The organism is Fulvivirga sp. (assembly GCF_040218215.1).
In the GTDB taxonomy this organism is placed as follows: Bacteria; Bacteroidota; Bacteroidia; order Cytophagales; family Cyclobacteriaceae; genus Fulvivirga.
Genome location: NZ_JAVJQL010000028.1, coordinates 208204 through 222755, shown reverse-complemented (window position 1 = coordinate 222755; position 14552 = coordinate 208204). Strand labels below are relative to the sequence as shown.

Here is a 14552-nt window from a genome sequence, read left to right as displayed (position 1 = left end):
TGATGAAAAAAGTATTGTTTTTGTTGGTATTGTGTCTATTCGTAATTGATGTTAATGGTCAGTTCAGAAGAAGAAGTACTCAGGAAGAGGAGCAGAATGGACTGAATTATTCTAACCCGCAACAATATGTGATAGCCGGAATAGAGGTGACAGGTTTGAAGGTATTGGATAAAAATGCCCTCATATCCCTTTCCGGATTAAAAATAGGCGATAATGTGAATATCCCTGGTGACGAAATAAGTGGTGCAATTAAAAAACTTTGGAAACACGGCTTAGTGGGTGATGTTGCTATCACAATCGATAAAATAGAAGAAGATAAGATTTATCTGAATATTGAACTATCAGAGCGTCCAAGATTAACAGGTTTTACATTTGAAGGAGTTAAACGAGCACAAGAATCACAAATAAGGGAAGACTTAAACCTTATCAGAGGAAGGATCTTATCTGATGCAATTATCAGAAACACTGAAATCACTGTAAAAAACCATTACATAGAGAAAGGTTTCTTAAATGCAGATGTTAAAATCGTACAGCAGGAAGATACTTTAAACACCGATGGAGTTAAGTTGAAAATTGTAGTTAACCCAAAAGCTAAGGTCAAAATCAATAAAATTTACTTTGTCGGAAACGAAAATATAAGTGACAATAAGTTAAAGTCTAAGATGAAATCAACTAATGAAAATATTAGGATTTCATTGTTTAGAAGGGCTGCTGAATTGGTCTTTGGCTTTAAACCTAAGAAAGTGGTTGAGTTTTTTGATTCAACCTATGATGTTAGTGGTAAGGAATTAAAGGCTTTCATTAACGATAACGTAAAACTCAATTTTTTCAAGTCAACCAAGTTTGTGAAGTCAGAGTATGAGACTGACAAATTAAGCGTTATCGATTTCTACAACTCCAAAGGTTATAGAGATGCAGAAATAGTAGTTGATTCAGTCTACGACTTCAACGAGCGTTTTATCGATATAGCTTTGAAGGTTAATGAAGGTAGAAAATATTATTTCAGGGATATAACCTGGACAGGTAACTATGTTCATAAGAGTGAAACGTTAGACAAAATCCTGGCTATTGAAAAAGGTGATGTTTACAATAAGGAACTGATTGATAAAAAATTAACCTTCAATCCTAAAGGACCAGATATTAGTGGTCTTTATATGGATGATGGGTACCTGTTCTTCAGGGTTCAACCTATTGAAGTGGCAGTAGAAGGGGATTCGATTGATGTTGAGATGAGAATCTATGAAGGCGAGCAGGCTACAATCAAAAATGTGATAATATCTGGTAATGAAAGAACCCGTGACCATGTAATAAGAAGAGAACTGCAGACAATTCCAGGGGAGAAATTCAGCAGATCCGATATTATCAGAACTCAGCAGAGATTATCACAACTAGGGTATTTTGATCCACAACAAATCAATCCTACTCCAATGCCAAATCCGGCAGATGGAACTGTTGATATTGAATGGGAATTGGTTGAAAGATCAAATGACCAGATTGAGTTGTCTGGTGGTTGGGGCGGAGCCTTTGGTTTTGTTGGGACATTGGGACTGAGTTTGAACAACTTCTCTGTAAGAAATATGTTGAAAGGTAAGTTTACTCCAATACCAGTTGGAGATGGACAACGCTTGTCAATTAGAGCTCAGGCAAATGGACGCCAGTTCCAGAGTTATTCATTATCATTTACAGAGCCATGGTTAGGAGGAAGAAAACCTAATTCATTCTCAATAAGTTTTAGCTATTCAATTCAGAGATCAAGATTTGGTACAGACTCAGATGGTGATGGTGTTAATGATGTGTTCCCGTCTTTCACATCATATGATGCACATTTAAGAGTGAAAAGCATTACTGTGGGGCTTGGTAGAAGGTTAGAATGGCCTGATAATTACTTTAGCTTAACAAACTCATTCTCATACTTAGTATACTCATTAGATAATTATCTGGGAGGAGGACTTGGTTATGCCAATGGTAACTCAAACAGTTTTGTATTTAACTCTACATTATCAAGAAATAGTATTGACAACCCGATGTATCCCACAAGGGGGTCTTCAATTTCCTTGAGTGTTGCATTAACGCCTCCATTCTCGGCCTTTAAAGAGGAGGATTTCTGGAAGCTTGATGCTTCTGAAATTGAAGGTGCAAGAGCCGCAGTTGACAATGAATTTATGATTGAAGGACAGCCTGTGCTCAGTGAGCGTTCACCTTCAGATTTTGAGAATAGGGTGGCCGATGAAATTAGGGATCGAGAGAATTCGGAGAGATATAAATTGCTGGAATATCACAAGTGGATGTTTGATGCCAGTTATTACACCCCATTAGTTGGGAAGCTGGTATTGGAAACCAGGGCACACTTTGGATTCATTGGTTCTTATTCTAAAAATTTGGGAATAGGGCCATTTGAAAGGTTTAACCTTGGTGGGGATGGACTGGCAGGTCAGAACTTCCTTCTGGGTAATGATGTGATAGGTCTTCGAGGATATGATAATAATGCCATAACCCCTCCAAATTTTGGTCTTGGTGCCACACCAGTTACTAATGGACAACTAAGGGGCGGTATAGCATATAATAAGTTCGTAGCTGAATTGAGATACCCGGTAACTACTGGCCAGGCAGCTACTATCTATGGGTTTGTGTTCGCTGAAGGAGGAAACAACTGGGGCAATTTTGAGCAATTCAATCCGTTTGATATTTATCGATCTGCTGGGTTTGGAGCGAGAATATTTATGCCTGCATTTGGTCTAATTGGTATCAACTGGGGGTATGGATTTGATACCTTGCCTGGAAGGACAGAGAAGAGTGGAGCACAGTTCCATTTCACCATTGGGCAGCAAATTAGATAACCATGAAAAAGCTTGTCATTTTATTTCTGGCATTATTTTCGTTTAGCATAGGTTATAGTCAAAAGTTCGGCTATGTAGATACTGATTATGTGCTAAGCAAAATGCCAGAGTATAAAGAAGCACAAGCTGAAATAGATCAGCTTTCATTGGGCTGGCAAGAAGAAATTCAAGAAATGGCGCGAAAAATCAAGTCTATGTACAGTGAACTTCAGGCTGAAGAGGTACTTTTGACCGCTGATATGAAAAAAGAGCGACTGGACGAAATCGCTACAAAAGAAACTGAATTAAAAGAATATCAAAAAAAGATATTTGGTTTTGAAGGTTTGTTCTTTTTAAAGAAGAAGGAGCTAATCAAACCAGTTCAGGACCAGGTGTTTGATGCAGTTGAACGCGTGTGCAAAGAACAGAGGTTGGCTATAATATTTGACAAATCAGGGGATTTAGTAATGATTTACACAGATCCACGTCATGATTATACCGATTATGTTCTTGATGAGTTGGGTCTGGGAGATCCAAATGATGTTATTAAATAGTATTACAGATTATAAAATAAAGACGATGAAAAACAGATTGTTATTAGTTATGGTGGCCTTTTTATTTTTTGGAGGCTTTGCGCAGGCACAAACTGCGATGAAAATTGGTTATGCAGATGTTGACTACATACTTGGTCAAATGCCGGAGGCAAAACAAGTGGAATCCGAGCTTCAGGCTCACAACACTCAGTTGCAAAGCCAGTTGCAAGCAAAGTATCAGGAATATCAGCAAAAATTGCAGGCTTACCAGCAAGGTGCGGCAACTATGGTAGATGCTGTAAGAAGTGAAAAGGAAACTGAACTAGCTCAATTAGAGCAAAGAATTCAGAAGTTTCAGCAGGATGCACAGACATCAATGCAGAAAAAACAAGGTACCTTAATGGAGCCTTTATATGAAAAAGTTGGAACTAACATCGAAGCTGTGGCTAAAGAAAATGGCTACACTCATATTTTGAATGGTAATGTTGGCGGAATTGATGTAGTCCTTTTTGCTGATGTAAAATATGACATCTCTGATTTGGTGTTAAAGAAAATGGGTATTACTCCTCCTGCATCAAATTAAAAATTAATAAGAAATTCAATCAAAAGGTCTTCCGTTAGGAAGACCTTTTTTTGTTACTTTAAGGTAATGATTCAACCACCCTTACTTAAGCCGGGAGATAAAATATTCATCGTATCTCCGTCAAGAACAATTCAGGAAACCCAAATTAAGGAAGCCATTGACATCTTTAAAAAATGGGGACTGCAAGTTGAATTAGGTAGGCATGTATATGATAGTTTTGGATACTTTGCTGGCACTGATGAACAGAGACTAGCTGATCTCCAAAAGGGGATGGATGATATTGAAATAAAGGCAATATTTTGTTCCAGAGGTGGGTATGGTATGTCTCGGATTTTAGATCAGCTAAATTTTGATAATCTTTTAAATAATCCCAAATGGATTATTGGATTTAGCGACATTACAGCTTTACATATTGAGTTAAACAATATCGGTATTCAAAGCATTCATGGCCTCATGCCCGTTCAGTTTGATTACATGGGTACAGAAGGGTCACTTGAATCATTAAAGGAGCTATTGTTTGAAAACAAGTTGTGGTATCAATTACCTGGCCATACTAATAATATTTCAGGGCAAATATCTGGAGAAATTATTGGAGGTAATTTGTCTTTGCTTACAGATAGTTTAGGTACAAAATCAGAGATTAATACAAACGGAAAAATACTCTTTGTGGAAGAAATAGATGAGTACCTCTACAAGATTGACAGAATGTTTAATCAGCTTAAAAGGGCTAATAAGTTATCAGAATTGAAAGGCTTAATTGTCGGGGATTTTTCCCAGCAAAAGGATACCAATATCCCTTTTGGCCAAACATTAGAGCAGATAGTTTTGCATCATACATCTGAGTTTAATTATCCAATTGCTTTCAATATACCAATTGGCCATGAGCCATATAATTTGGCAGTGCCATGTGGAAGGGTAATGAAATTAAGTGTGACTAAGTCAGCTGTAGAGTTAATCGGTTGATCCGTAGCCACCACCACCCGGTGTTTCAATTGTGAATTGGTCTCCAGATTGTACATTGACCTGATCTGCATATTTTAAATTAACTATTGCTCCATCTTTCCTAATCAGGGATTGCCTTCCCGGTTTGCCATTATCTCCTCCTTTAAGGCCATATGGCCCTTCATTTCTATGCTGGGTAAGAACAGTAAGTGTGAGGTCATCAAGAAAGGTGAAGGTTCTTGAAATTCCATCACCACCTTTGAATTGCCCATTGCCACCAGAATTTTTTCTTATTGAGAAATTATCGAGTCTAATAGGATAGCGGAATTCCAGTATTTCAGGGTCAGTAATTTTTGTATTGGTCATGTGCTGATGAATGGCATCATGGCCATTGAAGTCACGCCCTGCCCCTGTTCCACCACCGATGGTTTCATAATAACCGAATTTAGAGTTGCCAAATAATAGGTTGTTCATGGTTCCTTGACTGCAGGCGGCTAGATCTAAGCATTTTAATAGTGTATCGGTTAGACGCTGGCTTACTTCGGTATTGCCACCAACTACTGCAGGAAGATCGCTTTTAGTGAAATCTGGATTCAGTAGACATATTGGTAAAATAATATTTACATTTTGCATCAGCCCTTCATTTAAAGGGATATTATCATCAACAAGCAATCTCAATACATACAAAATCACGCTCTGAACTATTGAGCGATTGGCGTTTAAATTATTTTTATGAACTTCAGAAGTACCACTAAAATCAAATGTGAGAATTTCATTCTCATGGTTAATTTTAACTTTCAATTTGGATCCATCATCGAGATATTCTTCAGCACTTTGATTAGCTATGGTCATTGATTTAAGCTTGTGGGTTAACAAGCGATTTGCATTACTTTTCAGAGCTTGCATTTGAGTTTTTACTACTTCAAACCCATGAAAGGAGCATAAATTCTTGATGCCCTCAATTCCACAATTGATAGAAGCCAATGCACCATATAGATCAGCAATATTCTCTTGTAATGCACGGGTTGGATAATCAGCATTTTGAAACAGGTTTACAATTGCTTGAAAATTGCTTGCGCCTCCATCAATCAATAATGTAGGTTCTATTATCACACCCTCTTCCTTCAGATTCGTGGCATCTGTGGGCATAGAACCTGGTGTTTTCCCACCTATTTCAGCATGATGTGCTCTATTAGCCACATAACCAACCAGTTGATTTTCAAAATATATCGGACTTATCAGTGTAACATCCGGGAGGTGTGAGCCACCATAAGCGGGGTGATTGGTAATGGCCACATCGCCATTTTTGAGAGGAATTTTAGCTGCCACCTCCCTGACGCAAACTCCGAGGCTGCCCAAATGAACGGGTATGTGAGGCGCATTAACAATTAACTCTCCGTTAGCATCTAACAGGGCACAAGAAAAGTCCAAACGTTCTTTTACGTTAACAGAGAAGGAAGTTCTTTCAAGTATAGCTCCCATTTGTTCAACAACAGCAGCAAAACGGTTTTGATATAGTGCCAATTCAGCTGCGGTCGAAAAATTATGACTCTTTTTCAGTAGTTTGGATTGACTTTGAATGATAGCATTTTCATTATTATCTAAACTGAAGGCCCAATTTTTTTTAAGAGAAACCGTACAATTTTGACTTGAAATGACAGCCGGGCCTATAATTTTTGCGCCAGCTTTTAGTTGTTCCCATTCAAAGACAGGAACCTCTTGATATGAATTCTCAACCAGCCCTTTTTGAGTTGATTGATGTGCGGGAGAGTATTGTGAAACAAGTTGATGAGGAGAAGCGTCTTTTTCCCTGACAACTGAGGCAACTAATTTGATAGATTCAATTTCAATTGGTCTATTATCAATCCACTGGCCATAAAGGTTGATATATGCCTTCTTAAAGTCCTTGACAACCTGTTCAATGTTTTCAAATGATACTTCTATGGTGGTTTCCTGGCCCTTTAACCTTAGGTGACAAAATTTGTGCTTAAGGGTGACCGAGTGTCTGTCAAAGCCCTGGCTAACAAATCGCTCGGTGGCGCTTTCATTTAAATCTTCAAATCCATTTTCTATGTGGGATTTGAAGCTTTCAAATTCCTGTAATACCTGATGCTGTTCAATAATGTCAATATCAGCTACCCCTATGCCATATGCGCTTAGCAGTCCTGCATCATAAGGAATAATTACTTTATTGATGTTAAGAGTTTCTGCGAGATCGCAGGCATGTTGGCCACCGGCACCACCAAATGAGACCAATGCCATTGCGCTTACATCATAACCTTTCTTCAATGCTACTTTCCTAATTGCCTCAGCCATCTTCTCATTGGCTATTTTGAGAAAGGAATTTATGAGTTGGGTTGAATTGGTTTTTGATTCAGAATCCTGATTTATTTCCTTTAATAAAAGTTGAAGTGCTACTTCTGATTTAGACCTACTAAGTGGGATTGAGAAATTATTTTCTGAAATTCTACCTGCAAGTAGATTAATATCAGTGATGGTTAATGGGCCATTATTGCCATAACAGGCCGGTCCTGGATGTGCTCCGGCACTTTGTGGACCAACTGTAAGCATACCATTTTCATAGCTGCAAATTGAACCACCACCTGCCGCAATTGTTGAAATATCTATTGAAGGGCTTTGAATAGTGGCATCGCCAACTTTTGTTTCATATACATAATTAACCCCATTTTTATAGACCGCAACATCGGTGCTTGTACCGCCCATGTCAAAAGTCACTATCTCATTAACATTTGACTTATTGGCAATATCTGCTGCCCCAACAATACCACCTGCAGGGCCACTAAGCAGACAGTCTTTGGGGTAAAAACTATGGCTGGGTATAACAGCGCCACCACTGGACATTATCCTAAGAGTAGAATCAGCTAATTTCGATTCAATTCCAAGGATATATTTGGACATAATTGGATTCAGATATGCATTAACAATAGCTGTTTCTGCCCTTGGAAGTATTTTGATTGCCGAAGAAAGTTCTGAAGAACAACTGATATTTTTTATTCCACTTTCAGATAAGAATTTGCTTAATTCTAGTTCATGGCTATTATTTTTATAACTATTGAGCAAGGCAATAGCGACAGAATAGTTTTCCTTAATTAAGCCGTTAATCTGCTCCTTGAGTGAATCTAAATTTAAAGGTTGAATTACTGTTCCATCACTAGCTATGCGTTCTTCTATTTCTATGACATGGTCATAAAGCTCAGGAGGCGTTTGTATGTTAAGTTCAAAGATATGGGGTCGTTGTTGGGTTCCAATTTTCACCAAATCTTTAAAACCGTTGGTAACAAGAAATGCTACTTTAGCCCCTTTTCTTTCCAATAATGCATTTGTTCCTTTGGTGGTTCCAAGTCTCAAATTGATAGGAGGAAGGTTATTTTTTAAACTGGTTTTGGTAGCTAGCCTGCATGCCAGAACAGGGACTTCTTCATTTGCCGTTATCTCAAAATCGTAGTTGTATTCGGCATTTAAAGTTTGTTCGAAGTTACTTTGAAGAGTGAAAATTCTCTTATCAAAATCTATTGATTGAACTAGCTGAGAAGAGTTTTGATTTAAAACCTTAAAATGATATCCATTAAATATGTCAACATCAATTGGCCAATTAAATTCAACTTCAACTTCAGTTTCAGAAACTTGTTTAATTACTCTACCCTTGAGCACGCCATTACTAAGGATCTTTAACCTTTTCTTCTCATTGTTTGGAGTGAAGGCTATGCAATCTGTAAAAGTGCCTCCGGTATCTATCCAAATCTGCCACATATCGATTTTTTTTGAAAGATACCAACGCGACTTAATTTAAACTATGATAAATCCCTAATTTAGAGATATACCGATCATTTTATGAAAGCAATTGGTCAACTATTAAGAGCACTTCCATGGCTTATAGCCATAGCGGCAATACTTTGGGTTTACATACAGAAAGATGATGCTACAGAAGAGCAGGTTATTTACAGTCATCAGACTTTAGTTCAAGAAATTGAAGATTTAGGCAAGCTGGAATTGGTGAAGTATAATTTCAAGGAGATAACTGAGGTTAAGAAAATAAGCAAAGAGTACCTGAGGTTTTTTAAGCTGGGGCCGGATAGCAAAATAGCTATAATAAGTGTTGGTGAAGCCACAGGTTGTATTGATTTGACCAAGATAAAAGCAGAGGATGTGCAGGAAAGTAATGACACAATTTTCATCAATCTGCCGAAGCCTGAGTTATGTTACTATAAGCTTGATATGGAAAAATCAAGAATCTATTCTTTGGAGACCAATCCTATGATCGATAAAAAGGAGTTTATTCAGGATGCTTATAAAAGTGCAGAAAGTGAGATAAGGGAATCGGCCTTGAATTCTGGCATTTTGGAAAGAACGAGAGATAATGCAGAGCTTATTTTAAAACCGATGCTTGAAAGAATGAGTGGAAAAGTGGTAATAATAACTGAGCGGCCTGAATCTGTAAAAGTTGATGGGCTAGATCAGTAGTCCAGTTTTAGCAGAGCATAGAGCCCAAGAAGAAGAAAAATAATGGCCGGCACTAATTGGGCTAGCCCTTTGGATGATATTTTCAGCTTGATACTTTTACCCAAATATGCAAGAAGGGCTAACAACGTAAATGTTCCTATAGAAACTCCGGCACCATATATTAGTTTGTCGCTCCAGCTAGTTATTTGAAGCCATTGTTGGTTTTTCAGATAAGCTGTTATTCCAATCCAAAATGGGATAGCCAGTGGATTTAGAATGCTGATGATCAAGCCTTTTCTAAACCCACTTGATTGAAGTTTTTCAAATGTTTTGTTTTTGGTAGGCCTAAAATATACTCTAAGATTAACTGCGCCTAGCGTTAACATTACTGCCGCAGAGATTAATCTTATGTTGTTCATTATCAAAGGGGTAGAGGTCAGCCAATCTTCAAACTGAATGGCAATAATCACATAAGGATATTCTATTAAAGCAGCCGCAAGTGCAAAGCGCAAAGCGGCACTAATCCGTTCTTCAACAGCAAGCTGAATAATACTTATGTTAATAGAACCTGGAGGAATTGATCCCAGAAAACTGAATATGAATGCTATTCCAAAAATTATCATCATTTACCCTCTGATGAGATTTTCTTGTAAGTTGCCAAACCTTCTTTAAATGACATATAAGGCACCCCTGATTTATGATTAGCAACGCTAATTTCAAACAACACCTTCCAATGATGAAAGATTACTTTGTAAGCACTCCATAATGAACTTCCCGGATGATAGATATGTGCCGGTTCTGAACCAGCGCCATTAAGTTCCATTATTTTTATTTTGCCATCATACAAATCATCTATGGATTGTACTTTGATATCAAACCTACCAAAATAGAAGCCTTTGATTTGCTTACTGATTTTATCAAAAGTGTCATTTAGCTTTTGATTGATTAAATGATTGCCACTTAAAAACTTAGTACCTCTTGAGTGGTTTCCAATGGCTACCAGCTCCAATTTAGCTCCATTTTCAAGAATGTCATTCAGTTGATCCTTATACCTGACTTTTAAAGTATTCCATTGCAATTTTGCCCTTTCATTAACCAAAATAAGCTCTTGAATTGTTGATTTTCCATTACCAACAAGTGCAAGCATCTCCTTAATAACTATTGAGCTAACCACTCCTTTTGATGCATTAGGAGAGCGGTAATAGAAAACCCCCATCTCCATAGGTTCAGTAAGAAATTCCTGAATTATATAATCAACAGCAATATTTTGGTGATAGGCCGCTAGCTCTTTATCACTCTTTATTTTTTCTACTTTCCAGCCTCTTTCCCCAACATTCGGTTTGCATATTATAGGATATGATTTAAAAGATGTTTGGACTTGACGAGCAACTTCTTCTGCAGAAGTACCGAGCTTAATAAATATGGTACTCGGAATTAATGAATCATCTATTTCATTTAAAATCTTAATTTTTGATTCACCGAGCATTCCTCCATTCTCAATACCTGGATTAGAAGCAGTAAAATAAAACAACGACCTGGCCCTTAATGAAAGCCAGATCCAATAAATAAATACTGGCCAGTATACAACGAGAAAAGGCCAGTACTCCCAATTTCTGAGCCTGATGAGAAAGTCACTTGTCCAAATTCTATCAAAAAGACCCATTAATCAACAGCTTTTCAAGCCGAGGGTGCCTGTTGCTGATATTTTATAGTAGAAACTGCTACACCAAAATGACTTGGCACAGAGATATAGCTGGCAATTTCCTTCAAACCTATTTTGATAATAGCCATATGATGGATGGCATGCTCTATGTTATAGGCCAATTCCCTGGAAAGACTTGTTTTTATTTTGGTCAAAATATCATCCGAAAAGCTGTAATTAACCTCAAGTACCAGCTCGGTATCAGCTTCAGATTTATCCAAAAATGAATTGATATGATCAATTACTGTTAAGGCAAGATCCTTATCGGATTCTATTAATTTATCGTGATCGCGTTTATCATAGTTGACAACACCATTTTCGCAATTATGCATTAGGCAAGTGAAAAATTCGAGTGTGTGTCGGATGTGCTGACCAATTGTAGAGTTGTTGAGGGTAGGAATGGGTTTTTTGAAGTCTTCTTCCTTTATATTATTTAAAACAGCTTCCAGTTGCTCTAAAATATCTTTACATGCTTCATTCAAATTCATTGTTCAAATATAAGTAAAAAGTATTTTGGGTGAATCCAAGAGAACCTCATTAAAATCGCCTATTGACCAATTTTCTTCCAATTCTCATCGGCCTTTTTGTGTAATTCATTTTCTTTTTCATTCCATAATTCCAGCGTGTTGGTGCCCCAGAAATTGTAGAATAGGAAAAGTTTACCATCTATAATTTTATATGTCTCAGGATCAATTTTTACCTTTTCCGCAGTCTCACCAACGGCATAGGCACACCAGCCTCCATATTGTGGTTCAAATGCTGAAGGGTTTTTGTCAAACTTTAATTTGTTGGCCTTGGAAGCAAAATAATAGGTTATACCCTTATATTTTGAGCTAATATTGGAGTCGCCTTCTTGAGCCGTGCCATCAAAATAGCTCACAGGGTCATAGCCTTCAATGGCTAAAGTCTTTTTTACATTAAAATTTTTTAATCTTTCAGATTCATCCTGGGCAGTTAAGCTGTGAACAGAACAAATTGTAAGAAATATCAATAGAGCTTTCATGAACACATGTTTAGGTTTAAAGCATCTAACTGAATGATAATAAATTGGTTGCAAGTATTAATTCTTTTGTCAGCTACTGTACAATAGCGAAGCAAAATACTATTTACGTAATACTTCCCAAATTAGATTTGTTTCAAAGCCCTTTTGGTAGAGATAGGAGGCTATTTTCTGATTTGCAGCAAATTGATCAGTCATGTTAAGGGCACTTCTTTTTTTGGAGATTAGGGTCTCAATGGTATTCAGGTAATCACTTTCAGGTATTTCCAATAGACCTTTTTTAATGCAGTATTCTGATATGCGGTGCTGCTTCAAGCCCTGAAGAATTTTTAATCGGCCCCACTTTTTCATTCTGAATTTACCGCCAGCATAAGCCTTGGCAAACCGCTCTTCATTAATAAAGTTTTCTGTAATTAACTCACTTAGGACTTCCTCAACATCATTATAATGGAGACCATAGGAATAGAGTTTATCCCTGACTTCTTGCTGAGAGCGTTCCTGATATGCACAATAATCAGCGGCCTTTAACTTAGCTTCCTTTCGCGAGAATACTTTTTTTGGCTTTTGATGATCGTCTTCGAACATGGGTTATTTTACCAGCCCTTTTCTTTTTAGAATACTCTCCACAAATTTCCTTTCATTGTCAGAGTTGAATATTTTGAAAGGCAAATGAATCAACTGAGCCTTATTGACAGTAAGCAGAATATAGTTTTTACCAATATGCCCTCTTTTTATCTGATCCCACTTAATGGGCATGCCTTGCTTGGCGTTAAGCTTGATAAGAATTTGCTGGCTGGTAATTTCATAAGCCAATTTCTCAAAAAGCATTTTGGTTTGCTCTAGCTGTGTTACTCCGGCAAACTGAATTAACCAGAATAAAATATATAATACAGCACCAATGCCAGCACCAATAAACCACCAGATATTGTCAATCCATAAATAACCTAAGCATATGGCAAGCACTATAAGTGAAACCCACCATTGCTGTTTCAATACATTTTTTAAGGCCAGTTTGATGTAAGTCCCACTTTCCAACTTATATTTCTTTGTCTTTACATTCATTGCTTTCTTGTAATTTGTGTTCTGTTCTTAAAGAACTGCAAACTTAACCTATTATGGTTTATTAATATTTAGAGCTTAATAAAATTTGCAGATTAGTTGAATTTAAAATGCCTTTAGGCTCATGTCTTTGCTTTTGACAGAATGTGTCAGGGCTCCCACGGATATAAAATCAATGCCACACTCGGCTACTTCACGGATATTCTTTTCCGTTATACCACCGCTGGCCTCAGTTTCATATTGTCCTTTTATCATAGTTACGGCCTCTTTCATAACCGATGGCATCATATTGTCAAGCATTATAACATCAACCCCACCTGTATCCAAGACCTCTTTTACTTCATCGAGATTTCTTGTTTCAACCTCTATTTTCAGGCTTTTATTATTGTTTTTAAGGTACTCTTGGGTGGTTTTAATAGCTTTTGAGATGCCTCCGGCATAATCAATGTGATTGTCCTTTAACATTACCATGTCGTATAAACCAAACCGATGATTGGTGCCACCACCAATGGAAACCGCCCATTTTTCCGCTATTCTAAAGTTAGGTGTGGTTTTTCGCGTATCTAATAGTTTTGCTTTGCTTCCACCAATCAAAGTTCTCAAATAATCTGTGTAAGTAGCAATGCCACTCATTCTTTGCATGCAATTGAGCACCAATCGTTCACTGGTTAATATTGATCTGGCAGACCCATAAACTTTAAAGGCGACATCCCCTTTTTGCATGGTTGATCCATCTTTAATGAAAACTTCAATCTTCAAAGCAGGGTCATAGGAAGCAAAAATCTTCTTTGCCATGTCAACTCCGGCTAAAATGCCTTCATCTTTAATTAGAAGCTGAGCTTTGCTTTCCTGATTTTCAGGGATGCATGCTAAAGCAGAGTGGTCACCATCGCCAACATCTTCTTTTATCGCTGATTTAATAAACAGATCGAGCGCTTTTTCTGTAAGGTATTCTAAAGCCATTGAACAAAAATAAAAAAAGCACTGATTTTTTAACCAGTGCTTTATATGTAAGTACTTATTTATTACTCTTTTATGAAACTTATCTCATGAATAAGGTATCGACCATCTGTCTGTTTTATTCTCATCCAAACACGATAGGTTTCATTATTAGTCAAATATTGGCCAATAGCATAAGGAAGTCCACCTTTAGATGATCCTTGGTGAACAATGGTAAAACTGCTCGGTGGATTGTTCTTAAAGAAATCCCTGAGGGCAAATTCTGCTTGTGTTTTACTGTAACTCTCAACATTACCGTCAATAGTTACATCTACATTGTTGTTCAAGAATTTTGTCAGTTCTTTAGAACTTCCTGTTTTAATAGCATTTTTTACATCTTCAATAATCTCCCCCTGCCCAAAAGCCAAAGTATTTGCAGCAAATAAGATTAACAATGTCCAGATGTACTTTGAAATCGGATTCATATTATAAATTAATTATCCTTTCTGAGTCCAAA

General features: G+C 37.2%; 14 protein-coding genes. 5 read left to right on the top strand and 9 right to left on the bottom strand.

Going from position 1 to position 14552, the window contains the following annotated elements; genetic code table 11:
• The first annotated feature begins 2 nt into the window (after positions 1–2).
• From RIB54_RS19320 to RIB54_RS19305, 4 genes are all read left to right on the top strand, one after another.
• Complete coding sequence (locus RIB54_RS19320) at positions 3–2837, top strand: BamA/OMP85 family outer membrane protein (RefSeq protein WP_350102425.1); 2835 nt, start codon at positions 3–5, stop codon at positions 2835–2837.
• Positions 2838–2839: 2 nt separating this feature from the next.
• On the top strand, positions 2840–3370 hold the full coding sequence (locus RIB54_RS19315; RefSeq protein WP_350102424.1) for an OmpH/Skp family outer membrane protein: 531 nt from the start codon (positions 2840–2842) through the stop codon (positions 3368–3370).
• Between the two features lie 25 nt (positions 3371–3395).
• Entirely contained in the window at positions 3396–3932 is a 537-nt protein-coding gene (locus RIB54_RS19310; protein WP_350102422.1) for an OmpH/Skp family outer membrane protein, read from the top strand.
• A 66-nt stretch (positions 3933–3998) separates the two neighbouring features.
• A complete protein-coding gene (locus RIB54_RS19305; protein WP_350102421.1) occupies positions 3999–4895 on the top strand; it encodes a S66 peptidase family protein in 897 nt (298 codons plus the stop codon).
• Here the strand turns inward: RIB54_RS19305 and RIB54_RS19300 are convergent.
• Entirely contained in the window at positions 4884–8645 is a 3762-nt protein-coding gene (locus RIB54_RS19300; RefSeq protein WP_350102420.1) for a hydantoinase B/oxoprolinase family protein, read from the bottom strand. The genes RIB54_RS19305 and RIB54_RS19300 overlap by 12 nt on opposite strands.
• A gap of 81 nt (positions 8646–8726) precedes the next feature.
• Here RIB54_RS19300 and RIB54_RS19295 point away from each other — a divergent pair, with 81 nt between their 5' ends.
• Complete coding sequence (locus RIB54_RS19295; RefSeq protein ID WP_350102419.1) at positions 8727–9356, top strand: DUF4230 domain-containing protein; 630 nt, start codon at positions 8727–8729, stop codon at positions 9354–9356.
• Here RIB54_RS19295 and RIB54_RS19290 read toward each other — a convergent pair.
• The 8 genes from RIB54_RS19290 to RIB54_RS19255 all read right to left on the bottom strand — a co-directional run bounded on the left by RIB54_RS19290 (position 9350) and on the right by RIB54_RS19255 (position 14520).
• Positions 9350–9961, bottom strand: coding sequence for a LysE family transporter (locus RIB54_RS19290; protein WP_350070070.1), 612 nt, complete (start codon positions 9959–9961; stop codon positions 9350–9352). The genes RIB54_RS19295 and RIB54_RS19290 overlap by 7 nt on opposite strands.
• Positions 9958–10998 (bottom strand): ATP-grasp domain-containing protein, encoded by a 1041-nt coding sequence (locus RIB54_RS19285; RefSeq protein ID WP_350102418.1) that lies wholly within the window; start codon positions 10996–10998, stop codon positions 9958–9960. Before RIB54_RS19285 ends, RIB54_RS19290 begins: the two co-directional genes overlap by 4 nt.
• A 14-nt stretch (positions 10999–11012) precedes the next feature.
• Positions 11013–11525, bottom strand: coding sequence for a DinB family protein (locus tag RIB54_RS19280; RefSeq protein WP_350102417.1), 513 nt, complete (start codon positions 11523–11525; stop codon positions 11013–11015).
• 59 nt (positions 11526–11584) lie between these two features.
• A complete protein-coding gene (locus tag RIB54_RS19275) occupies positions 11585–12040 on the bottom strand; it encodes a YHS domain-containing (seleno)protein (RefSeq protein WP_350102416.1) in 456 nt (151 codons plus the stop codon).
• A gap of 99 nt (positions 12041–12139) precedes the next feature.
• Positions 12140–12622 (bottom strand): regulatory protein RecX, encoded by a 483-nt coding sequence (locus RIB54_RS19270; RefSeq protein WP_350102415.1) that lies wholly within the window; start codon positions 12620–12622, stop codon positions 12140–12142.
• 3 nt (positions 12623–12625) lie between these two features.
• Positions 12626–13099: a YcxB family protein gene (locus RIB54_RS19265; RefSeq protein ID WP_350064692.1), complete on the bottom strand. Its 474-nt coding sequence runs from the start codon at positions 13097–13099 to the stop codon at positions 12626–12628.
• Between the two features lie 102 nt (positions 13100–13201).
• Positions 13202–14059, bottom strand: coding sequence for a carboxylating nicotinate-nucleotide diphosphorylase (gene nadC, locus RIB54_RS19260; protein WP_350102414.1), 858 nt, complete (start codon positions 14057–14059; stop codon positions 13202–13204).
• Between the two features lie 62 nt (positions 14060–14121).
• Positions 14122–14520 carry a DUF4783 domain-containing protein gene (locus RIB54_RS19255; protein ID WP_350102413.1) on the bottom strand — a complete coding sequence of 133 codons (399 nt, stop codon included), beginning with the start codon at positions 14518–14520 and terminating at the stop codon, positions 14122–14124.
• Positions 14521–14552 lie beyond the last annotated feature (32 nt).

Coding starts and splice junctions, on each gene's coding strand:
- RIB54_RS19265 (WP_350064692.1), bottom strand. CDS start 13,099: ATGAATGTAAAGACAAAGAAATATAAGTTGGAAAGTGGGACTTACATC.
- RIB54_RS19280 (WP_350102417.1), bottom strand. CDS start 11,525: ATGAATTTGAATGAAGCATGTAAAGATATTTTAGAGCAACTGGAAGCT.
- RIB54_RS19310 (WP_350102422.1), top strand. CDS start 3,396: ATGAAAAACAGATTGTTATTAGTTATGGTGGCCTTTTTATTTTTTGGA.
- RIB54_RS19270 (WP_350102415.1), bottom strand. CDS start 12,622: ATGTTCGAAGACGATCATCAAAAGCCAAAAAAAGTATTCTCGCGAAAG.
- RIB54_RS19300 (WP_350102420.1), bottom strand. CDS start 8,645: ATGTGGCAGATTTGGATAGATACCGGAGGCACTTTTACAGATTGCATA.
- RIB54_RS19290 (WP_350070070.1), bottom strand. CDS start 9,961: ATGATGATAATTTTTGGAATAGCATTCATATTCAGTTTTCTGGGATCA.
- RIB54_RS19255 (WP_350102413.1), bottom strand. CDS start 14,520: ATGAATCCGATTTCAAAGTACATCTGGACATTGTTAATCTTATTTGCT.
- nadC (WP_350102414.1), bottom strand. CDS start 14,059: ATGGCTTTAGAATACCTTACAGAAAAAGCGCTCGATCTGTTTATTAAA.
- RIB54_RS19320 (WP_350102425.1), top strand. CDS start 3: ATGAAAAAAGTATTGTTTTTGTTGGTATTGTGTCTATTCGTAATTGAT.
- RIB54_RS19315 (WP_350102424.1), top strand. CDS start 2,840: ATGAAAAAGCTTGTCATTTTATTTCTGGCATTATTTTCGTTTAGCATA.
- RIB54_RS19295 (WP_350102419.1), top strand. CDS start 8,727: ATGAAAGCAATTGGTCAACTATTAAGAGCACTTCCATGGCTTATAGCC.
- RIB54_RS19305 (WP_350102421.1), top strand. CDS start 3,999: ATGATTCAACCACCCTTACTTAAGCCGGGAGATAAAATATTCATCGTA.
- RIB54_RS19275 (WP_350102416.1), bottom strand. CDS start 12,040: ATGAAAGCTCTATTGATATTTCTTACAATTTGTTCTGTTCACAGCTTA.
- RIB54_RS19285 (WP_350102418.1), bottom strand. CDS start 10,998: ATGGGTCTTTTTGATAGAATTTGGACAAGTGACTTTCTCATCAGGCTC.